The organism is Streptacidiphilus sp. MAP12-16, assembly GCF_041262165.1.
Classification (GTDB): Bacteria; Actinomycetota; Actinomycetes; order Streptomycetales; family Streptomycetaceae; genus Streptacidiphilus.
Genome location: NZ_JBGCBY010000002.1, coordinates 217774 through 241847 on the forward strand (window position 1 = coordinate 217774; position 24074 = coordinate 241847).

The window sequence follows — 24074 nt, forward strand, 5'->3', positions numbered from 1 at the left end:
CCGCCGCCTCTGGCCTCGGCCTCCGATCCGGCAACCGCCTGAATTAATTCGCTTGCAGGGCCGCGAGCGATGCCGGATCGTCACGGGGTATGCGTACACCCTGACGTGACGTCATCGCCCGCGCCCTGTGTCCTCGTGGTGGCCTCCACTGAGCGACCCCTTCGGGAGCGCGGCTCCAGCCCGCCCGCACCTCGATCTGACGGAGCGTCATGTCTCTGTTGCACCTTCCCATGCCCGATCCGGGCAGCCCCGACCTGCGCTCGTCGCTGCGCCTGCTGGCCTGGTTGGGACGCTCCCAGCGCAAGGGCCAACTGCTGTCCGTGCTCTGGGGAACCCTGCTGATGGGGTCCCAGGCCGCAACGCCCTTCCTGGTCGGCATCGGCATCCAGGCGGCCATCGACCACCATGCGCGTCAGCTCTGGTTCGCCGGGGCCGGCGCTCTCACCCTCGGGGTGCTCCAGTGCGCCGGCTCGCTGCTGCTGCACCGCCAGGCCGTCTGGAACTGGGTCACCGCCGCCTCCCAGGTCCGCCAGCTGGTCGCCCGCCAGGCGTCCACGCTCGGCGCCGGGCTCTCCCGTCGCATCGCCACAGGCGAGATCGTCGCCGTCAGCTCCGGTGACGTCGAGAAGATCGGCTGGTTCGTCGAGGTCTCCTCCCGCTGCGGTGCCGCCCTGGTGGTCTGGCTCGGCGTCTCCGCCGCCGTACTCTGGCGCGAACCGCAGCTCGGCCTGGCCGTGCTGCTCGGGGTCCCGGTCCTGGCCGTCTCGGTCTGGCCGCTGCTGCGCCCGCTCGAGGCCCGCTTCACCCGTCAGCGTGAACTCGGCGGAAAGGCCGCCGAACTGGCGGCCGACACCGTCGCCGGGCTGCGCGTGCTGCGCGGAATCGGCGGTGAGGAGCTGTTCCTCGACCGCTACCGCGCCGCCTCCCAGAAGGTGCGCGCCGCCGCCGTGCGCACCGCCCGCACCTGGTCCCTGATGCAGGCTCAGCAGGTGCTGCTGCCGGGCATGTTCGTGGTCGGTACCACCTGGTACGGAGCCCACCTGGTGGTGTCGGGACGGATCGGCGTCGGCGAACTCGTCGCCGTCTACGGCGCCTGCGCCTTCCTCGCCGGACCGCTGCGGATCCTCGGCGAGACCGCCGAGGCCTGGACGGCGGCCAGGGTCGCGGCGGCCCGTGCCGTACGCGTGCTCGCCGTACAGCGCGACGAGCAGCTGGGCGGCGAAACCGGAGACGGTTCGGCGGAGGGTACGGCGGCGGCGCTGACCGCTCCCGAGCGGGCCGACCTGCACGACCCGGCCACCGGACTGACCGCCTACGCGGGCCGGCTCACCGCCGTCGTCTGCGGCGACCCCGACCTGGCCGGAGCCGTCGCGGCCCGGCTCGGCGGCCACGTCCCCGTCGACGGCGCGGACTCCGCGTCCCGGCCCGCCTCGGCGACCCTCGGTGGCCGGGCGCTGGACACGCTGCCGCTGGAGTCGGCCCGGGCCGCCGTCCTGGTCCACGACAAGGACCCGGTACTGCTCTCGGGCACCCTCGCCGAGCTCCTCGACATTCCCAGATCGGGCCGGATCGCCCCGGCCGCCGCCCTCGCCGCCGCCTGCGCCGAGGACGTCCTGGACGCCCTCGTGGACGCCTCGCCCTCGGCCGGGGGCGACCCGATGCGGGCCCGGATCACCGAGCGCGGTCGTTCGCTGTCCGGCGGCCAGCGGCAACGCCTGGCGCTGGCCCGCGCGCTGGTCGCCGACCCGCCCGTGCTGGTGCTGGACGAACCCACCAGCGCCGTCGACTCGCACACCGAGAGCCGGGTGGCGGCAGGGATCGCCGAACTCCGCAAGGGACGTACCACCGTGGTCTTCGCGACCAGTCCGCTGATCCTTGACCGGGCGGACCGCGTCGTCCTGCTCCAGCAAGGCCGCGTCGCCGGCCAGGGCACCCATCGTGAGCTGATGCACAGTCAGGCCGAGTACCGGGCCGTGGTCACCCGCGAGGAGCCGGTCGCGGCCGCGAGCTCCGCGTCAGCATCCTCGGCAGCACCCGTGTCCGCCTCGCCTTTCGCATCCATGTCCGCTTCCGTACGAGCCGAGGAGAAACGATGAAGGCCCCGGAACGTCCGGCGGAACAGACCGCGACCATGCTCCCGGTCGGCTCGCCCGCCGCTGTGCGCGGCTATCTGCGGCTGCTCGCCGTGCGGCATCGCCGCGGCTTCGGCGCGGTGGTCGGCCTGCACGCGATCGGGGCCGCCGCCGCACTGGTCGGCCCCTGGGTGCTCGGCCGGCTGGTGCAGAACCTGACCGCGGGCAGCACCGAGGACTACATCGCCAGGTCCGCCTTGTTCTACCTGGCGGCGCTGCTGGTGCAGGCCGTCTTCACCGGTCTCTCCCGGCTGCGCGGCGGCATCCTCGGCGAGGAGATCCTCGCGGACCTGCGCGAGGACTTCCTGGTCCGCTCGGTCGGCCTGCCGCCCGGGGTGCTCGAACGCGCCGGGACCGGCGACCTGGTGTCCAGGGCGACCACCGACGTCGACCGGCTCGCCACCTCGGTGCGCGACGCGCTGCCGGAGCTCTCGGTCGCCGTCGTCTCGCTGGTGCTGATCCTGGGCGCCCTGGTGGTGACCTCGCCGCTGCTGGCCGCGACCGCGCTGATCGGTGCGCCGGTGCTGCTGGTGGGCTGCCGCTGGTACTACCGGCGCGCCCCGCAGGCCTACCGGGACGAGTCCGCCTCCTACGCCGCCATCAACACGGTGCTGGCCGAGACCGTGGACGCGGGGCAGACCGTGGAGGCGCTGCGCCTCGGCGACGACCGGGTCGCCCTGACCGATGCGAAAATCCGGCACTGGATCGACTGGGCCCGCTACACCCTGTGGCTGCGCTCCGTCTTCTTCCCGAGCGTCGACTTCCCCTACATCCTCTGCCTGGTCTCCACCCTCACCCTGGGCGGACTGTTCACCCTGCACGGCTGGGTCACCCCCGGGCGGCTCACCACCGGGGTGCTCTACGCGCAACTTCTCATCGGCCCGGTCGACATGATCCTGCGTTGGTACGACGAGCTGCAGATCGGACAGGCCTCGATGGCTCGGCTGGTCGGAGTGCGGGAGGTCCCCGACGCGGACACCGACGACTCGCTGCACCCGCAGGGCCGTACCGTGAACGCCGACCGGGTCCGCTTCGGCTACCGCGAAGGCGCAGACGTGCTGCACGGGATCACCCTCGCGGTGGCACCGGGGCAGCGGATCGCCCTGGTCGGCCCGTCCGGCGCGGGCAAGTCCACACTGGGGCGGCTGCTCGCCGGGATCTACGCCCCGCGTACCGGAGAGGTCACCCTCGGCGGGGCGCGGCTCGCGGTGATGCCGCCCGAGCGGGTCAGGGCCCAGGTCGCCCTGGTCAACCAGGAGCACCACGTCTTCGTCGGGACGCTGCGCGACAACCTGCGGCTGGCCCGCCCCGATGCGGACGACCAGGAACTGCGCGGCGCGCTGGACGCGGTGGACGCCGGGCAGTGGTTCGAGGCGCTGCCCGAAGGCCTGGACACCGAGGTCGGCTCCGGCGGCGGCACCCAGTTGACCCCGCCGCAGGCCCAGCAACTGGCCCTGGCCAGGCTGGTCCTCGCCGACCCGCACACCCTGGTCCTGGACGAGGCCACCTCGCTGCTGGACCCGCGCGCCGCCCGGCACCTGGAGCGCTCGCTGGCCCGGGTGCTGGACGGGCGCACGGTCATCGCCATCGCCCACCGCCTGCACACCGCCCACGACGCCGACCGCATCGCAGTCGTGGAGGACGGCCGGATCACCGAGTTCGGCAGCCATCCCGAGCTGATCGCAGCAGGCGGTCCCTACGCCGCGCTGTGGCAGTCCTGGCGGGACGAGGCAACGGACTGAGCTCCTCCTGGTCGGCGCGATCTTGTTCGGTGCGGCCCTGTGGAGGGTCGCAGTCCTGCCCGCCAAGAAGTGACCTGAGGCGCAGGCGTGGGACATCGGCCCGACCGACGTCCCACGCCTGCTCTCGTGCGGCCGAGGGGCCGCGCCGTTGGCGGGGCCATGACTTCCTCGTCAGATCACCGTGCTCAGCAGCGCGGCCGCCGCGAAGCCGGTCACCGAGAGAACGGTCTCCAGCACCGTCCAGGTCCTGAGGGTGTCCTTGACCGACAGGTTGAAGTAACGCGAGACGATCCAGAATCCGCCGTCATTGACGTGCGAGGCGATGATCGACCCGGCCGAGATCGCGACCGCGATCAGGGCGAGGTGAGGTTGGGAGAAGCCGTGGCCCTTCACCAGCGGAGCCACGATGCCGCCAGTGGTCACCAGCGCAACCGTCGCCGAGCCCTGTGCCAGGCGCATGCCGCAGCTGATCACGTAGGCCAGCACGATGAGCGGCAGTCCGGCCGAGGAGAGCGAGGTCGCCAGTGCCGTGCCTACGCCCGTCGCCGAGATCACCGCCCCGAAGAAGCTGCCGGATCCGATGACCAGCAGGATCATCCCCACCGGGCGCAGCGAGTGCAGGCTGAGGTCGGAGACTTCCCGGCGGGTCATACCGCGACGGGTACCGAGCAGCCACCCGGCCAGCAGCACGGAGATCGTAAGGGCAACCGTAGGCGTACCGAGGAAGGTGAGCACTGGTAGGGCCGGATTGTGCTTGCCCAGGTACACCGTGCCGAAGGTCGAGCACAGGATCAGGACCAGCGGAATCACGATCAACAGCAGGACGGTGCCGAGCGCGGGTTCATCGCGGTCCACGGCGGGTGTTTCGGGTTCCGCTTCCGGCTCGGCGCCGGTCTCCTCCGCCGCCGCGAGGAACTCCTCCGGCACCTGCACGATGATCCGTCTGCCGATCCAGCTCGGCCACAGCAGACCGGCCGCCGCGAACGCGGGCAGGCCGCAGGCCAGCCCGATGACAATCATCCAGCCCAGGTTGATGCCGAGCGCGCCGGTGACGGCTACCGGTCCCGGGTGTGGCGGCAGGAACGCGTGGGTCATCGACAGGCCGGCGAGCATCGGCAGGGCGTACCGCAGCAGTGAGCCGCCACCGCGCTTGGCTGCCACGTACACCAGCGGCGCGAGCACGAAGATGCCCACGTCGAAGAAGACCGGGATGCCGAAGATCAGACCGGTCAGGCCCATCGCCAGCGACGCGCGCGTGGGACCGAAGACCCGGTTCAGCGCGCGGGTGATCACATCGGCGCCACCAGAGGCCTCCAGCAGCGCGCCGAGCACGGTGCCGAGTCCGACGATGGCGGCGCTGTGGCCCAGAATGCCCGCGAACCCGGCCTCCAGCAGGGAGTTCTTACTGGCGAGCGGCGTGCCGACGATCTGGGTGACCGGCAGACCCGCGGCGAGGCCGAGAACAAGACCGCTCACGATCAGTGCGACGAAGGGCTCGATCCTGACCTTGACGATCAGGATGAGGAGGAGGGCGATGGATATCGCGCACAGGGTGAGCAGGCCACTGGTCTCGTGGTGCAGCCAGTGGGCAAGGCCGTGGTGCATGGGCGTGTTCCTCCGCGTGCGTGGGGATGGGGTGGGCCTCTGACGTGGTGAATGGAAAGCCGGTGGCCAACGGGGCCTGATGCCTGCGTGGGTGCGACGTCGGGCGCACGCGTCCGTTGAGTCAGTGCCGTGGCCAGCCGCTCGACTCCCGGTTTCCGTGCTCGTCTGCCATGGCACGATCTGGTTCTACCCGCCTCCACCTGGAGAGTTGCAACATATGCAGCGGTCATTGCATAATGTGCTTGCGGTGATCTAACCTCAGAGACCGACGGCGGTCAACGCTTTCCTTGTCATGAATTCGACGACACGTCCCGGAGGCAGGTCACCCCGCTCGCCCTTGACCCTGGACCCGCTTCCACCACCGGCCCGTACGGAGTAGCCCGATGAGTCAGACCGTCGCCCGAGCCATGCGGCTGCTGCGCGAACTGGGCGACGGCGAACGGACGCTGGAAGAACTCGCCGCCACCGTCGACGTTCACAAGACCACCGCGCTGCGGCTGCTGCGCCCGATGGAGGAGGAGCGCCTGGTGCAGCGCGACTCTGCCTACCGCTACCGGCTCGGACCTCAGCTGTTCGCCCTCGCCGGGCTGGCCCTGGAGCAACGCGGCATCCGCGGCGTGGCGGCGCCACGGCTGCGCGAACTCAACGCGGAGACCGGTCAGACCGTCCACCTCGCGACCTACGAGGGTGGCGAAGTGGTGTACGTCGACAAGTACGACTCCCGACATCCGGTACGGATGTACTCCCGGATCGGCCTGCGCGCACCGCTGCACTGCGCCGCGGTCTCCAAAGTGCTTCTCGCCGACCTGCCCGAACCCCAGCGCCGCCGTGTCGTGGCCGCTGTCGAGTACACCCCGCACACCCCCAACACCATCACCGACCCACGGGCGCTCCTCGCCGAACTGCGCGTCGTGGCCGAGCAGGGCTGGGCACAGGACCGAGCCGAGCACGAGTCGTTCATCAACTGCCTGGCCGCTCCCGTGCGCGACGTCACCGGCAGGGTCGTTGCCGCGATCTCGATCTCGGTACCCGATGTGGTACTGCCCTACGAGGAGGTCCTGGAACTCCTGCCACGACTGCGCCAGGCAGCGGACGAGGTGTCTGCGGACTGCGGACTGGCACCGTCATGACATCAGTGCTCTGGCGCTTTGACGATCGGTGACCCGTGGCCTTGGGCTGCGTGGCCGGAGGAAATCCCCCGGTGCGATAGGGGGCAGGTTGGGGGTCCGGCAGCGGGGGCCGGGGTTGGCGTACCGGTAGCGACGGGGAAGCATGAGCGGGGCAACGGGCCAAATCCCCTCCCATCCCGAGGAGTTCACGATGCGTCACCGTACTCTGACTGTCATGGCCATGGCAGTCACCCTTTCGATCGCTCCGGTGGCCACCGCCACCGCCGCGGTCGCCGCCGCCCCGACCACGGTCACCGCCGACCAGTGCTTCAACAACGGCGGCTTCTTCGGCGGCTACAACAGCGCGGCCCGGGCGTACTGTTCGGGCGGCATCTACAACGGCATCCCGTTCGACAAGGACCCGGGCCAGGGCTGGTGCCTCAACGGGTACCACCTGGTCTTCCGTTACCTCGAGGGCCTGTTCTGCGTTCCGGACCTGCCCAACACCCCGGGCTGATTCATAGCCCGGGTGATCAGGTGAGTCGGCGGTCCCGCGCGGCGTGACTGGCCGCTGCGGGTCCGTCACGGGCGCGACGAGACTTCCATCCGCTCCGCGAGCAGGCTCGAATATGACCGCTGTGCGGGTGACACCGTCCGGACGGACGATGGGGTCATGGATCTGCCCACTGATCCGCCGGTCATCGTGTTCCCGCCCGTCTACGGGGACTCGCCGTTCCGGCGCGTCGAGATCCGGCACCGGCCTGTCGGCAGGGCGTACAGGCTGGCGGACGTGATCGAGTTCGCCCGCCGCGCCGGGCTGGAGGATCTGGATCCGCTTGATCCGGAGCAGGTCGGCTGGCGCCGCGGCGGCCCCGACGTGTGGGCCTGAGCGTCCGGCATCGTCCGGGCGCGGCGGAACGAACAGCGCGGTCCCTACGCGATGGATGAGCTCATGCCGACGAGCGCTCATGCTTGGTCGGCACGAGCGTGATCACTGGAACGGGCATCCCGGATTGGGGGCATCCTCGGAGAAGGGCGCGCCGTGGGGGAGGACATAGAGCACATCCAGCACGACCGGCGCAGTGCCGAGATTGCGGCCGATGTGTACGTGGTCGGCTCCGCCGGCTTCGAGAATGGTGCTGCCGGCGCGGTACACCCCGTCGGACGCGCATGTGGCATTGAAGTGGCTCAGCGTGCCGTGCTTGACGATGCCGTACAGGGTCCCGTCGTGATAGTGCCAGCCGGTGCTCTGACCGGGGGGCAGTGTGATCTCTCGCAGGATGTAGTCGGTGCCGTTCACGGTGGTCTGGGCGATGACCTTGCCAGTGACACCCGGGCCGGGTGGAGTCGCGTACGCGCTACCGCCGACGAGCGCCAGCGCGGCGCCTGTGACTCCAGCCAGCGCCACACGGAATGAGCTGCTCATATGCGTGTCCTTCGGTGCGGAGGGTGACAGTTCCGTACGGGCTGCGCGGGGTTGCAGCCCGAAGGCAGGGAAGCATCACCAGTCTTGACTATGACGCCACGGTTCGGCGGCTGGACGCGGCCGACCCGATCGGCAGACTGCGGCGATGCCGGCGCCCGGACACGGCATGGCCCTGATCTGATCCTGTCGCAATCCGGCGACGGCGCACACGGTGGGTACACCTGGACCTTGCTGGGGGGTAGTCACCGGCGGCGGCACGTGGCGGCGAGTGGTGAAGTGGCGCCATGGGGTCCGCTCGGCAGGAGGCATTGTGGCCACTCTTGATGACGTCTGTGATCGGGTTCTTCAGTTCACCGGTAGCGGCATGGAGCTGGAGGAGGCCATCGACAAGGCACGAGACGAGGTCGCCGGCGGGAAGACCCTCTCGCCGGGAGCGGTGTTCGAGGCGTACAAGGCGCGGCTGGATCCGGAGGCAAAGTCCAGGCAGGTTTCCCGATGGGTCAAAGGTCGATGACTCCCGGCCGCCCCCGATGCGGCGCACCGGGCCCCTTTGACGGCCGGTCGACGCTCCGGCGACGGGCCGGTCGCGTAGTGCGCCGAGGGCGCGCACGCACCTCGTCATGCGCCACTCCGTCGCCCCGCGAATGCCGGCCAGATCGATGTGAGCCGTCACCCACCCGAAGGAGTGGACGCCGAGGAGGGTGCCGCGCTGGTGGCCGCAGCGGAGTAGCGTGAACGTCGTCCCCCGAGTCGCTGAGGTCGTGATCGCGATGGATGAACACACGGACGCCCGCCGCCCAACCCCGTCGAATGCGGCGAGCACCCGCGCCATGACACAGTCGCCGGAGATGTACCGGCAGGAGGCGGACGACCGGCACCAGCGCGAGGACGACGCCACCGCGGCGCAGCAGGCGCTCATCGACGCGTTGAAGATCGCAGGGTTCAAGGTCGCGCCGTCGGTGCACAGCCTGCTCGGTGCGTCGGTGGGCATCGACTGCACGGTCGAGACCGCCCGCGAACTGGCGGCATGGATTCGGGGCAATGCACGCCGATCACCGGACTGAGCACCGGATGCACGTCCACTCTCCCCGGCGGATCGTGGAGACATGAGCATCGTCGTGTTGATGGAGACCGAGCCCCTCGAGGTGCCAAGCGGCGGAGGCAACTGGGCGCCGGGCGGCATTCGCGCCCTTCACGCCGCGCGAACGGACCCCTCTGTCATCGAGGATTCTGTCCCCGAGGATCCGCCGGAGCGGACGCTGTGCGGCGCGGATGCCCGAGCCATGGAGCGGCACGGCTATCAGCCCGAGCAACCCAGCGCGACCTGGTACCCGCAGAACCTCGAAGGCTGGGTTTGCGCGCGCTGTGACGCGGCTCTCCGCAACAGTTGAAGCAGTCAGGCGCTGTGGGTAAGAGGAGACCATGACCACACTCGAAAACCGGCCGAACACCGCGCTCCTCGTCGTCGACGTGCAGAACGGCGTCGTCGAGGGGGCTCACGAGCGCGACGCGGTCGTCACGAACGTCGGCAGCCTGGTCGACAAGGCGCGGCGGGAACGGATCCCCATCGTCTGGGTTCAGCACTCCGACGAGCACGTGGCGAGGGGGAGCGACGACTGGCGGATCGTCCCCGAGCTGACTCCGGACGACGCCGAGCCGCACGTCGAGAAGAGCTACGGCGACTGCTTCGAGGACACCACCCTCGAGGCGGTGCTGTCGGGCCACCGAGTCGGGCGACTCGTCGTCGTCGGCGCACAGACCGATGCGTGCATCCGCTCGACGCTCCATGGCGCGCTCGTCAGGGGGTACGACGTGACCCTTGTCAGTGACGCCCACACGACGGAGGACCAGACGGCATGGGGCGCGCCGCCGCCGGACCAGGTGATCGCGCACACGAACCTGTACTGGACCTACCAGACGGCGCCGGGGCGGACGGCCGGGACCGTCGACACCAAGAACGTCGACTTCGGCGGCACGTCCTGAGGCCTGTGCGCCGCGGACGGGAACGTCTCGCAGCGGCTCGACCAGACAGGGGCGGACCGAGTCGCCCGCACCCTGTCTGCCGGTCGGTCTAAGGCAGTGTCCAGGACTGGTTGGACGCACCGGTGCAGGACCAGATCTGGACCTGAGTGCCGGGGGTGGTGGAGGAACCCGTGTCGTCGAGGCACTTGCCGGAGGCGGGGTTGAGCAGGGCGCCGCCGGGCTGGGGCTGCCAGACCTGGGCGCCGGTGCCGTTGCAGGTGTAGAGGTCGACCAGGGTGCCGTCGGCGGTACCGGCGGCATTGACGTCCAGGCACTTGCCCAGCGCCTGCAGGGTGCCGCCGGAGACGGTCCACTGCTGGGCGTTGGTGCCGTTGCAGGTGTAGACGTCGACCTTGGTCTTGTCGGCGGTGTTGGCGCCCGCCACGTCGAGGCAGAGCCCCGCGTACCCGGTGACCTGACCCCCGGAGCCGCCGGTCGACGCCGACGGGGGGTTCCAGACCTGGTTCGCGCCGCCGTTGCAGGTGGAGATGGTCACCTGGGTGCCGACCGTGGTGGAGGAGTTGGGATCGGTCAGGCACTTGCCGGACGCGGGGTTGAGCAGGGCGCCGCCGGGCTGGGGTTGCCAGACCTGGGCGCCGGTGCCGTTGCAGGTGTAGAGGTCGACCAGGGTGCCGTCGGCGGTACCGGCCGACGCCACGTCCAGGCACTTGCCGGCTGCCTGCACCGTGCCGTTCGACGCCTCGGTCCATTCCTGGCCGTTGGTGCCGTTGCAGGTGTAGATCTCGACCTTGGAGCCGTCGGTGTTGTTGTCACCGGCCAGATCCAGGCAGAGGCCGCCCAATCCGACCAGCGGGGTGGCTGCGGTCGCGTCGGCCGGGACCACCGTCCACAGGAACGTGGTCGAGGCCAGCGCACCGGCGGCGTCCTGGGCGGTGAGGGTGACGGTGTTTGTGCCCGCTGTCGTCGGCGTGCCGGTGATGAGTCCCGCAGTGGAGATCGAGGTGCCCGCGGGCAGCCCGGTCGCGCTGAAGGCGGGCGTCTGGCCGCCGGTGACGTCGTTCGCCGACACCTGTACGGACACCGGAGAGCCGGCCAGGCCCTCCTGCGGACCCGGGGCCGTGACGGTCAGCGGCTGGCCGAGCTGCGCCGCGGTGACGGACAGCGTCCCGGACAGTGGCAGGTTCGCCGCCGAGTCGCCGACCGCTATGCCGTAATTTCCGGTGCTGGTGGCCCAGGCGTCGGACGTGGCGTTGTAGTACCGCAGGTTCCGGTCGGTGAGTGGGAAACTGACGGTCTGGCTGGCCCCCGGCTGGAGGTCGACCCGGGTGAACCCCTGGAGCTGCTTCGGGGGTTCACCGGACGCCGTCGGCTGAGTGACGTAGAGCTGGGCGACGTCGGCGCCCGCCCGCGAGCCGGTGTTGGTGACGGTCGCGGTGACCGTGGCGGCACCGCCTGCCGCCAGCGTGCCGACGTGCAGGTTGCTGAAGCCGAAGCTGGTGTAGGACAGGCCGAAGCCGAAGGGGAACAGCGGGGTCAGGTGGTTGGCGTCGTAGTACCGGTAGCCGACGTCCACGCCCTCGGAGTACTGCACGGTGCCGTTGGTGCCGGGCCACTGGGCCGCTGTGTGGGCCGGCAGCTGGGACAGGGAGGCGGGGAAGGTCACCGGCAGGTGGCCGGAGGGGCTGCTGTCGCCGAAGAGAAGGGAGGCGACGGCGGTGCCGTCGCCCTGGCCCGGGTACCAGCCCTCCAGCACGCCCTTGACCGAGCCGATCCAGGGCATGGTCACCGCCGAGCCGGTGTTGAGCACCACGACCGTGTTGGGGTTGGCTGCGGCGACGGCGGAGATCAGGGAGTTCGCGGCGCTCGGCAGGTCGATGCCGCCCAGGTCGCTGCCCTCGCTCTCGAAGTCGCTGACGAAGACGACCGCCACGCCGGAGGAGGCGGCGAGCGAGGCGGCCGAGCTGGTGGAGGAGCCGTCGTTGTAGTTCACGGTGACTCCGCTGCCCGCGGCGCGCGAGGTGATCCCCTGCAGGGGGGTGACAGTGCCACTGGAGTTGACGGCCGCGCTGCCGCCGCCGGCGCTCTGCGGGGAGGTCGACGCGTCGGCGCCGATCACCGCTACCGACCCGGTGGACGATCCCAGCGGCAGCACACTGCCGCTGTTCTTGAGCAGGACAGTGCCCTCTTCGGCAAGCTGGGTGCCCGTGCTCTGGGCGGCCGGTGTGGTGGCGGTCTGCGCGGGCGAGCCGGTCGGGGCCCTGTCGAACTGGCCGAAGGCGAACATCTGGGTCAGGATGCCCGAGGTCAGGGAGTTGAGCGTGGCCTGGCTGACGGAGCCATTGGCGACGGCGCTCTGCAGAGCGCTGCCGTAGAAGCCGTCGTTGCCGGGCATGTCCTGGTTCAGACCGGCGTTCGCGGAAGCCGCGGTGGCGTGGGTGGCGCCCCAGTCCGAGGTGACGAAACCGGTGAAGCCGAACTGCTGGCGCAGCACGGTGCTGAGCAGGTAGGGGTTCTGACAGGCGTAGGTGCCGTTGACGGTGCTGTACGAGCACATCACCGAGGAGGCCGCGCCCTGTTGCACCGAGTCCTGGAACGCGGGCAGGTAGATCTCCTGCATCGCGCGGTTGCTGATCACCGCATTGTCGGATGGCGTGTTCCGGTTGGTCTCCTGGTTGTACACGGCCAGGTGCTTGACCTGGGCCATCACTCCGGTGGACTGCACACCGCGGATGTCGGCGGCGCCGAGCTGGCCGTTGAGGTACGGGTCCTCGCCCATCGATTCGAAGGCGCGGCCCCAGCGCGGGTCGCGGGTGATGTTGATGGTCGGGCCGAGGTCCACGGTCGTGCCCTTGGCTGCCTCCTCCGAGCCGATGACCCGCCCGTAGGTCTGCTCGGCCGCGGTGTCCCAGGTCGACGCCACGTTGACCGGGGCGGGGAGTTGGGTGACGCCGTTCATCCCGTCGGCGACCCCGGCCGGGCCGTCCTCCAGGTTCATCGCCGGTATGCACAGCGAGCCGATGGCCGGAGTGAAGCCGACATAGCTGGAGCCGCTCGCCCCGGTGGCCAGGGTCACCTTCTGGGCCGTGGACATCTGCGCGAGCAGTTGGCTGACCCGCTGCGGGATCGGGGCGGTGGAGTGCACCCAGGGACACGCGGCCGCTGCGGCCGCAGGCGTCGCGGTTGAGGGAGCAGCACTGGCAGGCGACACGGGGGCGACCACGCCGAGGAGGCCGGAACCGCCTGCCGCCATGGCCAGGGTGGCCAGGTAGGACGTTCGTTTTCTCGCCGATGTCCGGAACTTGCGCATGATGCCTCCAAGCATCTGCCGCACCGGAGCGCCTGTTCCGGGTGCGAGCGGGCCCTCGGGCACGGGATGCGGTCCCGTGCCCGAGGCTGTGGTGGGGGATGGGCAACCGCCGCGTGGGGGTGGGGGTGGTGGGCGGCGGTGCTCAGGGCGACTCAGCGGCGCACTGGCGGCACGTTCGCTGTCGGGCCGGCCTGCGGGCCGAAGGTCCGGCCCGCGTGAGCATCCGTCAACTCGGCAGGGCCCACTGCTGGTTGGCACCGCCCGTGCAGTCCCAGATCTGGAGGCGGGTACCGTCGGCCGAGCTGTTGCCGCTGGCGTCGAGGCAGCGGCCCGAGCCGGTGTTGACCAACGAACCGTTCGCGCCGGAGTGCCACTGCTGGGCGGAGGTGCCGTTGCAGTCGTAGAGCTGGACCTTGGTGCCGTTGGCGGTGCCGGCCGCGGTGACGTCCAGGCACTTGCCCAGCGCGCGGACGGTTCCGTCGGTGCCCACCGTCCAGGACTGTGCCGCCGTGCCGTTGCAGGTGTAGAGCTGGATCGGCGTCCCGTTGGCGTTCGCCGCGGCCGCGACATCGACGCACTTGCCGCCGAAGCCGGTGATCTGGCCGATGGGTCCGGTGCCGCTGGTGCCCTGGGTCGCGTTGAAGGAGAAGGAGTTGGTGGCCAGGCCCTGACCGCCCTGCCAGATCTCGAATCCCGCCTCGGCGTCGATCAGGTACGCGTTGGCCCCGGTCGTTCCCCGGCCGACGGAGTCGTTGATCATCGCCTTGACGTCGAGGTTGGTGACCGAGGTGGCACCGCCCTGCAGGACGTACGACACGATGTTCCAGGCGGCCTGACGCCCGGTGTAGACGTCCCAGTTGAGGCCGCTGATGGACGCGGTGGCGGTCTTCGAGCCGAACGGTGCGACTCCGCCTCGGCTGTTGAGCCAGATCATGATCTCACTGTCGTCGGGCTGGCCACCGGTCGTGGGCGTTGAGTTCGTCCACAGGTCGTACGCCACGTCGTAGGCGCCGGAGGCCGGCTGCACCGTCGACCAGGAGGAGGTGGCGCTCCCCAGCTTGCTCACCTGGATCGGGAGGTTGCTGCCTGTGGTGCAGGCGCCCCAGTGGCAGCCCTTGTAGATCGAGGGGTAGGTCGCGGGCGCGCCGCCGGACAGGTTGAAGTTGGCGGTGCTCACCGACCACGCGGTCCCGGTCGTCGCGGTCACGCACTGCGGCGCGGTGGAGTTCCACTCGTTGTTCTGGAGGGTGTACTCGCCACCGGCCAGGCTGAGCGAGCCCTGCGGCTGGCAGTTGACGACGGCTGCTGCGGCGTCAGCCGTCTGCACGGTCATGGTGGGAGCGACCAGCGCGATACAACCCGCTAATACGGTCAAGGCGGCCCGGAAGCGGCCCGGGAGACTTCGCAACATGAACACAACCCTTCTGTGAGGGGATGCCTCCACGGGGCCCGGGAGCGCACCAAACGCGTCGATACGGCTCGGTTGGAGCGCTCCCACGGCGCGTCGCCGCGATGCTTCCCCGAGAAGGAACTGAGGACAAGGGCCCAGCTAAAAGGTGTAAACCCATCCGATTCGCCCGCTGACGACGGCCCAGATGCGGGCTCTCGGGTGTGATTGAACTCGCCTGAGATGCCACGGTCAAGGTCTGGACCAATTTTGCAGCACCTTCTTGGCTGGAGGGCAGTCGGGGGGCCATTGATTCAGGATCTGAACGCAAAGCCCCACTGGGCTCCCGCCGTCCCCGTATCGCCTCAACTAGCTGAACGCAGGGCAGTCGCAGCCGCCCGCCTCCAGGCCCGCGATCGGTTTTCCTATTTTTCCGGTCGGCCCGATGTTGTTCTCCTTGTGCGATTCATCGCCGCCAGTGCCCGGTCCGCTGTGCGGGCGGCGCCACGGCCGTAACGCCGTGCCGCAGCCAGGTGAACCTGAGGTGTCGAATCATCTCAATGGATTCTGTATAAACCGTGAGAAACGATGGAGGCCAGCCCTGTGCTGCTTGCTTGGATGATCAAAGTAGCAGGTCAGAGCCGTTGAAATTATGGTTGCTATTTCAACAAATAACTTACACATGGTGTACATAAGGTCGCCACAGACCGACGTGCCTACTATTCGTCCGTTGCCGAAGATCGGCAGAAGCAACTTCTGAAGGAGTGCCAGCTGTGGAGTATTCATTAGCCGACGTTCCGGGTGGGAGGAAAGTGAAACCCCAGATTCATCTGCAGGAAAAGGAATCCATGGGAATTGACTCCCGAGTCATGATACTGGGGACGCGCAGGGCGGTGTATCCGTCGGTTGCGGCGGCACCGGCGCGGACCTTGATCGACATTCTCGACCACTCGATCGCCACGTGGCCGAACGGGATCGCCCTGGACGACGGAGATGTAGCCCACACCTATTCGGACCTCGGCCGCGAGGTGGCCCGGGTGGTGCAGCTACTGCGTGCCGCTGGTGTCGGAGTGGGCGACCGGGTCGGGGTCCGTATGCCGTCAGGCGGCGCGGCCCTGTACACGGCGATTCTCGCGGTCCTCACTGTCGGCGCCGCATACGTGCCGGTGGACGCGGAGGACCCGGAGGAACGGGCTGCGCTGGTCTGGAGTGAGGCCGGGGTCTGCGCGGTGTTCGGCGCGGGACACGAACTCACCCTCAGTCCTGGAGTCGTACCGGGTGGCCGGGACGGCACGCCGGGTCCGCAGGACGACGCCTGGATCATCTTCACCTCCGGCTCGACCGGAAAGCCCAAGGGTGTGGCGGTAAGCCACCGCTCGGCCGCGGCGTTTGTGGACGCCGAGGCCCGGCTCTTCCTGCAGAACGCGCCGATCGGTCCGGGCGACCGGGTCCTGGCTGGGCTCTCGGTGGCGTTCGACGCCTCGTGCGAGGAGATGTGGCTGGCCTGGCGGCACGGCGCCTGCCTGGTGCCCGCCCCGCGCTCGTTGGTACGAACCGGCGCGGACCTCGGACCGTGGCTGCAGGACAGGCGGATCAGCGTAGTCTCCACGGTCCCCACCCTGGCCGCGCTCTGGTCCCGGGAGATGCTGGCCGAGGTCCGACTTCTGATCGTCGGTGGTGAGGCATGTCCCCCGGAGGTGGTGCGGCGCTTCGCTCACGACGGACGTGAGGTGTGGAACACCTACGGCCCGACCGAGGCGACTGTGGTTTCCTGCGCGACCCGGTTGGTCGACGGTGAACCGGTCAGGATCGGCCTGCCGTTGGACGGCTGGGAGTTGGCCGTGGTCGCCCCGGACGGCGAACCGGTGGGCTGGGGTGAGACCGGCGAGCTCGTGATCGCCGGGGTCGGCCTCGGTCGTTACCTGGACCAGGTCAAGGACGCGGAGCGGTTCGCGCCCCTGCCCTCGCTGGGCTGGCCGCGGGCCTACCGCAGCGGAGACCTGGTGCGGGCCGACCCGCAGGGGCTGCTGTTCGTCGGCCGAGCCGACAACCAGGTCAAGATCGGCGGACGACGAATCGAACTCGGCGAGATCGAGGCCGCGTTGCTCGACCTGCCCGGAGTGGCAGCCGCCGCGGCCATGGTCCGGCGGACCGCCGGTGGACTGGACGTTCTCGTCGGCTACGTGGCCCCGTCGGACGGCCAAGTGGCACGCTTCGATCGGGTGGACGCCGCCCGGCGACTGTGCGAGCAGTTGCCCTCCGCCCTTGTCCCGCGCCTTGCGGTACTGGCCGAGTTCCCCATCCGAGGCTCCGGCAAAGCCGACCGCGACGCCCTGCCCTGGCCGCTGCCCGCTGAGCGGACCGCAGCCGTAGCTGCGGCCCGCGCTGCGGCTGACGACCGGGCCGGCGACTCGACCCCGCAGGACGAGGCCACCGGGTGGCTGCTCGGGGTCTGGGGTGAACTGATGGGCAGCGAGGCCGGGTTGGACGACGACTTCTTCGACTTCGGAGGCACGAGCCTGGCCGCTGCGCGACTGGTGTCCGCACTCCGCGAACGCTTCCCCGATGTGTCGGTGGCGGACCTGTACCGGAATCCGACTCCGAGGGCACTGCGCTCTCGCCTGGTGGCCTGCGAGCCCGCCCTCGCCCCGCCGTCGGTCGGGGCTGCGGAACACGGAACCCCGGCCGTGGCCAGGACCCACAGCAGGTCCCATGCCGGTACGCGGACGCCGTGGTGGACCGGATGGGTCCAAACCGCGCTTCAGCCGGCACTGCTGAGCCTCACCGCACTGCGCTGGGTGCTGTCCATCGGGCTGACCGGCAACGTGCTCCAGGCCTTCGGGTTCACTTCGTGGCTACCGACGATGTCCTGGTGGCTGCTGATCCCACCGTGGCTGGCGCTGTACCTCGCCCCCACCCGAGCCGTGATCGCCGCGGCCGGAGTACGCGTGCTGCGCGGACGGCTCAGCCCAGGTGACTACCCGCGCGGCGGCGTACGGCACCTGCGGCTCTGGGCTGCGGACCGGTTCGTGGCTGCCATCGGCCTCGGCGCGCTGACCGGCACGCCACTGGCCGCCTGGTACGCCCGGATGCTGGGCTGCAAGGTAGGCAAGGGCGTCGACCTGGGCGCGCTGCCGCCGACAACCGGGCTTGCGGAGTTCGGCGACGGCTCCAGCGTGGAGCCGGAGGCGGACATCGCCGGATGGTGGATCGACGGCGGCACACTCCGGGTCGGCACGGTGACCGTCGGCGCGGGAGCGAGCGTGGGCGCACGTGCCACGCTGCTGCCCGGCGCACAGGTCGGAGGCGGTGCCGCGGTGCTGGCCGGGAGCACGGTGACGGAAGGCACGCACGTCCCGTCCGGTGAGTGCTGGGGTGGATCCCCCGCACAACCGCAGCCGTCACACACGAGCTGGCCGACGCCACACACGAAGCGGTCGCGGGCCTGGTCGCTCGCGTACGTCCTGACGCCGGGTCTGCGCGGCTTGCTCGTCGCCGTTGCCGCCGTACCCGCGCTGGCGGTGCTGGTGGCGCTCTCCGGCGCGGGCGGGGTTGCCGTGTCCCAACTGCTGTTGTGGTTGCCGCCGCTGGTGCTGCTCGGAATGTTCAGCGAGGCGCTGCTGATCGCCCTGACCGTCCGGCTGGTCGGGCGTTGGCTGTCGCCCGGCACCTACCCGGTGGACAGCGCGCCGGCCTGGGCCGCGTGGTTGACCCACGATCTGATGGGACTGGCCAGGGGTGCGCTGTTCCCCCTCTACGCGAGCCTGCTCACGCCGGTGTGGCTGCGCATCCTGGGCGCGCGGATCGGCCGGTCCGTCGAGGTGTCGACGGTGCTGACCCTGCCGAAGCTGCTGCAGGTCGGTGACCGGGCGTTCCTCGCGGATGACGTGCTGGCCGCGTCGTACGAGGCGCGTGGCGGCTGGGTGCGGCTGGGACACTCGCGGGTGGGTGACACGGCCTTCGTCGGCAACTCCGGCATCGTCGGTCCTGACCGTACGGTGGGCGACCGCGCGCTGATCGGGGTGCTGTCCGACACGCCCACCGAGGTGCCGGACGGTTCGTCCTGGCTGGGACGTCCGGCCATGGAACTGCGTCGTGTAGCCGAACACCACGACCCGGCTCGAACCTTCGCACCGCCGCGTTCGCTGCGCACCGCCCGGATGATCGTGGAGCTGGGCCGAGCGGTCCCGCTGCTGCTGTCCGGGATGCTCCAACTCGGCCTGGCGTACGCGATGCTGACCGTCTGGGACCTGGCGGGGTCAGGTTGGGCGATCCTGGCCGGCGGGTTCCTGATGTGCGCTGCCGGAGTGGTCGCGGGGGCGATCACGACGGCGGCGAAGTGGATCCTGATGGGCCGCTTCGTGGCGGCACGCCATCCGCTGTGGAGCGCCTTCGTGTGGCGCAACGAGCTGTGGGACGTCTTTGTGGAGATGCTGGCCGGACCGTGGCTGGTCCAGCCCGCGATGGGAACTCCCGTGCTGAACTGGTGGCTGCGCAGCGTGGGCGCTCGGATCGGCCGCGGGGTGTGGTGCGAGACCCACTGGTTCCCGGAGCCCGATCTGATCGAGGTCGCTGACGGCGCTGTGGTGAACCGGGGTTGCGTTCTTCAGACGCACCTGTTTCACGACCGCGTGATGCGACTGGAGCCGGTGGTCCTGGGCCGTGGGAGTGCCCTGGGCCCGCACAGCATAGTGCTGCCGGGCAGCGCGGTCGGTGAGGCCGCCAGCGTCGGGGCCGGGTCGTTGGTGATGGCGGGCGAGCGGGTGCCGGGGAACAGCCGCTGGCAGGGCACGCCCATCACCCCGGTGGGCTGACACCGGTCCACGCCGCGCTACAGGCCGACCCCTCCGCCCTCGGGCGGGGCGGTCGGCCTGTGGTGTTGACAGGGTGAGTGCCTTGAAGTTTCTGCTTCATGTGGATGGAAGGACCACATGTATCTGGCAGATCCGCCGCGCAATGACCCGCACCTGATGGAATGATTTGCCACCTTTGTCCGCCAGTTTTTCCTGCTGTACGACAAAAAGTCGTGGAGAGGCTTCCCTGGCAGACCGGCCAGTGCCATAGTGGCGGCGAAAATAGATCTGGTTCATCAGAATGCGAGGAGGTCGCGTGGTGTCAGGGACGGCCAAGGGCGGGCCGGGCGGGCCGGACGAGGCGGACGACGGGTCGGACCGTTACCGTCCTGGGTACGAGTTGGTGGCGGAACAACTACTCGGCTACATCGCCGAGCAGGACCTGATGCCGGGCGACCGGTTGCCGACCGAACAGGGGCTGGCGCAGATCCTCGGTGCGACTCGCAATGTCACCCGGGAGGCGGTCAAGGTCCTGGCGGCGATCGGCAGGCTCAGCGTCCGCAAGGGCGCCGGGATCTTCGTCGCCGCGTCGCCCGGAGCTCTGACCGACGACCAGCTCGCACACTTCCAGCCCACCAGCATGGAGCACGTCCTGATGCTGCTGGACTACCGGCGGCTGATCGAGTCGGAGACGGCGCGGCGCGCCGCGACCCTCGCCACCCCGATCGAGGTCCGTGCGATGCGGGAGAACGCCGAACTGTCGCTGACCGCCGGAAAGGCGGTGGATGCTGTGGAGTTCGCCCGCGCCGACGCCCTGTTCCACGACTCCGTCAGCGTCGCCGCCCACAACGTCTTCCTGCGGTCGAGCGTCGCCAACATCCGACGCCTGATGTCGCAGTCGGACGTCCTGCTCTTCCACGGGGACGTGCCCGGTTCACTGGAGGTCGCGGGCAACCAGCACCTCGCCATCACCGCGGCCATCGCGGCCGGCGAGGTGGAGACGGCGGCGGAGCTGATGGCCGCGCACATCGGCACCACCCAGCAGCAGTTCGAACGCAGGATCCGCGACCGCGTGTTCAACCTCACCACCAAGCCGGCGGCAGACGCTACCCCTTCTCAGCAGCAGCCGTCCCAGGAGACGTCCGCCTCGTAGCGGAGCACCCTGCCCGCACCGTCGCACCCTACGCACGTATCACGCCTGTCTGACGGGACGCCCCTGTGCGGGCGTCCCGACCCCACCCCGGCAGTCGATTGGGATTTCAGTGACGAAATTTCCTGCCCTTTTCCGCGCGTTGACGCGGAGAACCACCGTCGCGGGCATATCGCTCGCGGTGCTGGCCGCGCCGGTCGGCGCGGCCTCGGCCCAGAGCCCGTCCACGCCCGGCGGCACCAGGGCGACCGCCTCGGCCATCGAGGTCTATGTCTCCCCGACCGCGGGCTACGACCGCGGCGCCGGCACCCGGTCGCACCCGTTCCGAACGCTGACAGAGGCGAGGAACTATGTGCGCACCATCAACCAGCACATGCAGCGGGACATCCACGTCCAGCTGGAGAGCGGGACCTACCGGCTGACCAGCACACTTGCGCTGACCAGCGCGGACTCGGGCAGCAACGGCCACAGCATCGTCTACCAGGCCGCACCCGGAGCCGCCCCGGTCGTCAGCGGCGGGACCCCCGTCACCGGGTGGACCCTGGCCGATCCGGCGCACAACGTCTACAAGGCACACGTCGGGACCATCGACACCCGCCAGCTGTACGTCAACGGCGAGTTGGAGACCCGCGCCAAGAGTGGCAACAACCCCGCGGGTTTCACCAAGACCTCGACCGGCTACACCATCACCGACACCAGCATGGACAACTGGAAGAACCAGTCGAACCTGGAGGTGGTGAGCGCCTGGGGGTGGATGCTCTACCGCTGCCCGGTCCAGTCGATCGTCGGCACCACGATGACGATGCAGCAGCCCTGCTTCCACAACGCCAACCTGCACCAGGGCGAGGAGATCCAGAACCCGACCTGGTTGGAGAACGCCCGCGAACTGCTGGACACCCCGGGGGAGTGGTACCTCGACCACAGCTCCGGCGACCTCTACTACATGCCCAAGGCCGGCCAGAACCTCGCCACCGCGACGGTGACCGTGCCGCAGGTCCAGGACCTGGTGGATCTGAACGGAACCCTCGGCAGCCCGGTCAGCAACGTCGGCTTCCAGGGCATCACCTTCTCCTACGCGACCTGGCTCGCGCCCAGCTCCGCCGACGGCCTGGTGGAGGGCCAGGCGGGCTTCCGCATCGTCGGCGGCAACAACCCCACCTTCGACTCCACCCGGCTGAACTGGGTGAAGACCCCGGGCGCGGTGAACGTGAACTATGGGCACTCGGTGTCCTTCACCGGCAACACGTTCACTCATCTCGGCGCGGTCGGGCTGAACCTCAACACCGGAACCCAGAGCACCCGGATCACCGGCAACGTCTTCAAGGAGATCGCCGCCACCGGCATCCAGGTCGGCGGCACGGACGTCATCGACGCCCATCCCAGTGACACGCGGTCGATCACCAAGGACAACACGGTCGACGACAACGTCGTCACCAACGTGGCCGACCAGTACCACGGGTCGGTCGGCATCCTCGTCGGTTACACCGACCACACCGCTGTCACCCACAACAAGGTCTACGACCTGCCCTACAGCGGCATCTCCGTCGGCTGGGGCTGGGGCCTGACCGACCAGGGCGGTGACACCAACTACCCGGGCAACTCCGGCGTCCCCGTCTACACCACACCGACCACCAGCCAGAACAACGTGGTCAGCGACAACGAGATCAGCGACATCATGAAGTCCCAGTCGGACGGCGGTGCGATCTACACCCTCAGCTCCGACCCCGGCGGCGTCGTCTCCGGGAACTACATCCACGGCGTCCCTGCCCCGGCCTACGGCGCCATCTACCAGGACGAGGGCAGCCGTTACTGGACCACCACCCAGAACGCCCTCTGCGACGTGTCCTACCAGTGGCTGCTGATGAACCACGGTATGGACATCAAGGCCCAGGACAACTTCACCACCCAGCCCGCGTACACCACGCAGGCCAACAGCACCAACGACACGATCACCGGCAACACCACGCTGTCCGGTTGCGACCAACTGCCCGCCTCGATCGTGGACAACGCCGGCCTCCAGCCCGCCTACCAGTACCTGGACCCGGCTCCGGGCAGCACCGACCGCACCGCCCCGACGGTGCCGGGCAAGCCCTCCGCCACGACCTCCTTCCCGACCGTGGCCGACCTCAGCTGGCCGGCCTCCACCGACGACACCGGCGTCACCGGCTACTCGGTGTACCAGAACGGCGCCCTCCTCAGCGCCTCCTCCGGCACCGGAGTGCGGCTGTCCGGCCTGACCGCGGGGGCCACCTACACCTTCACGGTGACCGCGCGGGACGCGGCGGGCAACGAGTCCGGTCCGAGCGCACCCCTCGTGGTGACCATGCCGTCCGGCGGCGACCTGGCGCTCAACAAGCCGGTCACCGCCTCGTCCTACTCCGACCCCAACACCCCGGGGCTCGCGGTGGACGGCGACCTGTCCACCCGCTGGGCCCAGGGCCTGGGCCTGCCCGACCCGTCCTGGATCCAGGTCGACCTCGGCGCCCAGTACGACCTCACCGGGGTGATCACCACCTTCGAGAAGTCCAGCGGCTACAAGTACCGCATCGAGGTCTCGCCCGACGAGTACCACTGGACCACGCTGGACGACCACACCGGCGGCGCCACCACCGAGGCGACCAACTACTCCCCGGCCTCACCCGCGATCGCCGGCCGCTACCTCCGGCTGACCATCACCGGGTCGAACTACAACGGCGGCAGCATCTACGAGATCCAGGCGTACGGCACGCCGCTGCCGCCCAGCACCGACACCACGCCGCCGACCGCCCCCGGGCAGCCGACGGTCACCCCCCTGCTCCCCAGCGTGGCCGACCTGAGCTGGCCGGCGGCGACCGACAACGTCGGCGTGACCACCTACGAGCTGTACCAGGACGGCAAGCGGATCGCCGTCACCGACCGGACCAGCGACCGGGTCACCGGCCTGAGCCCGCAGACCGCCTACACCTTCACGGTCGTGGCCCGCGACGCGGCGCTCAACGCGTCCCCGCCCAGCCCGGCGGCCACCGTCACCATGCCCGCCGACCACGACCTCGCCCTCAAGGCCCCAGTCACCGTCTCCTCCTACTCCACGCCCAACACCCCGGAGCTGGCCGTCGACGGCGACCTGACCACCCGTTGGGCTCAGGGACTCGGCCTGCCCGACCCCTCCTGGATCCAGGTCGACCTCGGCACGGTCACCTCGGTCTCCAGCGTGGTCACCACCTTCGAGAAGCCCAGCGGCTACCAGTACCTCCTGGAGTACTCCAGCGACGGCGTCACCTGGTCCGCCCTCGACGACCACACCGCCGCACCCACCACCTCGCAGACCAACTACTCCTTCGCCCCGGCCCCGGTGTCCGCCCGCTACCTGCGGCTCACCGTCACCGGATCCAACTACAACGGCGGCAGCATCTACGAGATCCAGGCGTACGGCGGTTTCTGACCCCCGCCAGGCATCGTCA

Annotated in this window: 16 protein-coding genes; 12 read left to right on the forward strand and 4 right to left on the reverse strand. The window is 69.8% G+C overall.

From position 1 onward, the window contains the following. Nucleotides 1-209: 209 nt before the first annotated feature. Nucleotides 210-2096 (forward strand): ABC transporter transmembrane domain-containing protein, encoded by a 1887-nt coding sequence (locus tag ABIA33_RS03005; protein WP_370076591.1) that lies wholly within the window; start codon nt 210-212, stop codon nt 2094-2096. After that, nucleotides 2093-3874, forward strand: coding sequence for an ABC transporter ATP-binding protein (locus ABIA33_RS03010; RefSeq protein WP_370076593.1), 1782 nt, complete (start codon nt 2093-2095; stop codon nt 3872-3874). The genes ABIA33_RS03005 and ABIA33_RS03010 overlap by 4 nt, the downstream gene beginning before the upstream one ends. A gap of 171 nt (nt 3875-4045) precedes the next feature. Here the strand turns inward: ABIA33_RS03010 and ABIA33_RS03015 are convergent, their stop codons facing one another. Further along, nucleotides 4046-5479 (reverse strand): GntP family permease, encoded by a 1434-nt coding sequence (locus ABIA33_RS03015; protein ID WP_370076595.1) that lies wholly within the window; start codon nt 5477-5479, stop codon nt 4046-4048. Between the two features lie 383 nt (nt 5480-5862). On the opposite strand from ABIA33_RS03015, the gene ABIA33_RS03020 reads away from it, so the two are divergent. From ABIA33_RS03020 to ABIA33_RS03030, 3 genes are all read left to right on the forward strand, one after another. Continuing rightward, nucleotides 5863-6609: an IclR family transcriptional regulator gene (locus ABIA33_RS03020; protein WP_370076597.1), complete on the forward strand. Its 747-nt coding sequence runs from the start codon at nt 5863-5865 to the stop codon at nt 6607-6609. Nucleotides 6610-6823: 214 nt separating this feature from the next. After that, the gene (locus ABIA33_RS03025; protein WP_370076599.1) at nt 6824-7105 is read left to right on the forward strand and encodes a hypothetical protein; all 282 of its coding nucleotides are present in this window, start codon (nt 6824-6826) and stop codon (nt 7103-7105) included. Between the two features lie 156 nt (nt 7106-7261). Beyond that, nucleotides 7262-7477, forward strand: a complete 216-nt coding sequence (locus ABIA33_RS03030; RefSeq protein ID WP_370076601.1) for a hypothetical protein — start codon at nt 7262-7264, stop codon at nt 7475-7477. 102 nt (nt 7478-7579) lie between these two features. Here ABIA33_RS03030 and ABIA33_RS03035 read toward each other — a convergent pair whose 3' ends face one another. Beyond that, complete coding sequence (locus ABIA33_RS03035) at nt 7580-8014, reverse strand: cupin domain-containing protein (RefSeq protein WP_370076603.1); 435 nt, start codon at nt 8012-8014, stop codon at nt 7580-7582. Nucleotides 8015-8324: 310 nt separating this feature from the next. On the opposite strand from ABIA33_RS03035, the gene ABIA33_RS03040 reads away from it, so the two are divergent. From ABIA33_RS03040 to ABIA33_RS03055, 4 genes are all read left to right on the forward strand, one after another. Beyond that, complete coding sequence (locus ABIA33_RS03040) at nt 8325-8528, forward strand: hypothetical protein (protein WP_370076605.1); 204 nt, start codon at nt 8325-8327, stop codon at nt 8526-8528. A gap of 316 nt (nt 8529-8844) precedes the next feature. Next, entirely contained in the window at nt 8845-9078 is a 234-nt protein-coding gene (locus ABIA33_RS03045) for a hypothetical protein (RefSeq protein WP_370076607.1), read from the forward strand. A 42-nt stretch (nt 9079-9120) separates the two neighbouring features. After that, nucleotides 9121-9405 carry a hypothetical protein gene (locus tag ABIA33_RS03050; RefSeq protein WP_370076609.1) on the forward strand — a complete coding sequence of 95 codons (285 nt, stop codon included), beginning with the start codon at nt 9121-9123 and terminating at the stop codon, nt 9403-9405. Nucleotides 9406-9436: 31 nt separating this feature from the next. Continuing rightward, entirely contained in the window at nt 9437-9997 is a 561-nt protein-coding gene (locus ABIA33_RS03055; protein WP_370076611.1) for an isochorismatase family protein, read from the forward strand. 88 nt (nt 9998-10085) lie between these two features. Here the strand turns inward: ABIA33_RS03055 and ABIA33_RS03060 are convergent, their stop codons facing one another. Further along, nucleotides 10086-13304, reverse strand: coding sequence for a glycoside hydrolase family 3 C-terminal domain-containing protein (locus tag ABIA33_RS03060; RefSeq protein ID WP_370076613.1), 3219 nt, complete (start codon nt 13302-13304; stop codon nt 10086-10088). Between the two features lie 226 nt (nt 13305-13530). Next, nucleotides 13531-14637, reverse strand: a complete 1107-nt coding sequence (locus tag ABIA33_RS03065) for a ricin-type beta-trefoil lectin domain protein (protein WP_370076615.1) — start codon at nt 14635-14637, stop codon at nt 13531-13533. Nucleotides 14638-15560: 923 nt separating this feature from the next. Here ABIA33_RS03065 and ABIA33_RS03070 point away from each other — a divergent pair. The 3 genes from ABIA33_RS03070 to ABIA33_RS03080 all read left to right on the forward strand — a co-directional run bounded on the left by ABIA33_RS03070 (nt 15561) and on the right by ABIA33_RS03080 (nt 24055). Beyond that, nucleotides 15561-19505, forward strand: coding sequence for a Pls/PosA family non-ribosomal peptide synthetase (locus tag ABIA33_RS03070; RefSeq protein ID WP_370076617.1), 3945 nt, complete (start codon nt 15561-15563; stop codon nt 19503-19505). Between the two features lie 295 nt (nt 19506-19800). Beyond that, the gene (locus ABIA33_RS03075; RefSeq protein WP_370076619.1) at nt 19801-20637 is read left to right on the forward strand and encodes a FadR/GntR family transcriptional regulator; all 837 of its coding nucleotides are present in this window, start codon (nt 19801-19803) and stop codon (nt 20635-20637) included. A 370-nt stretch (nt 20638-21007) separates the two neighbouring features. Then, a complete protein-coding gene (locus ABIA33_RS03080; protein WP_370076917.1) occupies nt 21008-24055 on the forward strand; it encodes a discoidin domain-containing protein in 3048 nt (1015 codons plus the stop codon). The last annotated feature ends 19 nt before the right edge of the window (nt 24056-24074 follow it).

Coding starts and splice junctions, on each gene's coding strand:
- ABIA33_RS03005 (WP_370076591.1), top strand. CDS start 210: ATGTCTCTGTTGCACCTTCCCATGCCCGATCCGGGCAGCCCCGACCTG.
- ABIA33_RS03010 (WP_370076593.1), top strand. CDS start 2,093: ATGAAGGCCCCGGAACGTCCGGCGGAACAGACCGCGACCATGCTCCCG.
- ABIA33_RS03015 (WP_370076595.1), bottom strand. CDS start 5,479: ATGCACCACGGCCTTGCCCACTGGCTGCACCACGAGACCAGTGGCCTG.
- ABIA33_RS03020 (WP_370076597.1), top strand. CDS start 5,863: ATGAGTCAGACCGTCGCCCGAGCCATGCGGCTGCTGCGCGAACTGGGC.
- ABIA33_RS03025 (WP_370076599.1), top strand. CDS start 6,824: ATGGCCATGGCAGTCACCCTTTCGATCGCTCCGGTGGCCACCGCCACC.
- ABIA33_RS03030 (WP_370076601.1), top strand. CDS start 7,262: ATGGATCTGCCCACTGATCCGCCGGTCATCGTGTTCCCGCCCGTCTAC.
- ABIA33_RS03035 (WP_370076603.1), bottom strand. CDS start 8,014: ATGAGCAGCTCATTCCGTGTGGCGCTGGCTGGAGTCACAGGCGCCGCG.
- ABIA33_RS03045 (WP_370076607.1), top strand. CDS start 8,845: ATGACACAGTCGCCGGAGATGTACCGGCAGGAGGCGGACGACCGGCAC.
- ABIA33_RS03050 (WP_370076609.1), top strand. CDS start 9,121: ATGAGCATCGTCGTGTTGATGGAGACCGAGCCCCTCGAGGTGCCAAGC.
- ABIA33_RS03055 (WP_370076611.1), top strand. CDS start 9,437: ATGACCACACTCGAAAACCGGCCGAACACCGCGCTCCTCGTCGTCGAC.
- ABIA33_RS03060 (WP_370076613.1), bottom strand. CDS start 13,304: ATGCGCAAGTTCCGGACATCGGCGAGAAAACGAACGTCCTACCTGGCC.
- ABIA33_RS03065 (WP_370076615.1), bottom strand. CDS start 14,637: ATGACCGTGCAGACGGCTGACGCCGCAGCAGCCGTCGTCAACTGCCAG.
- ABIA33_RS03070 (WP_370076617.1), top strand. CDS start 15,561: ATGATACTGGGGACGCGCAGGGCGGTGTATCCGTCGGTTGCGGCGGCA.
- ABIA33_RS03080 (WP_370076917.1), top strand. CDS start 21,008: ATGCAGCGGGACATCCACGTCCAGCTGGAGAGCGGGACCTACCGGCTG.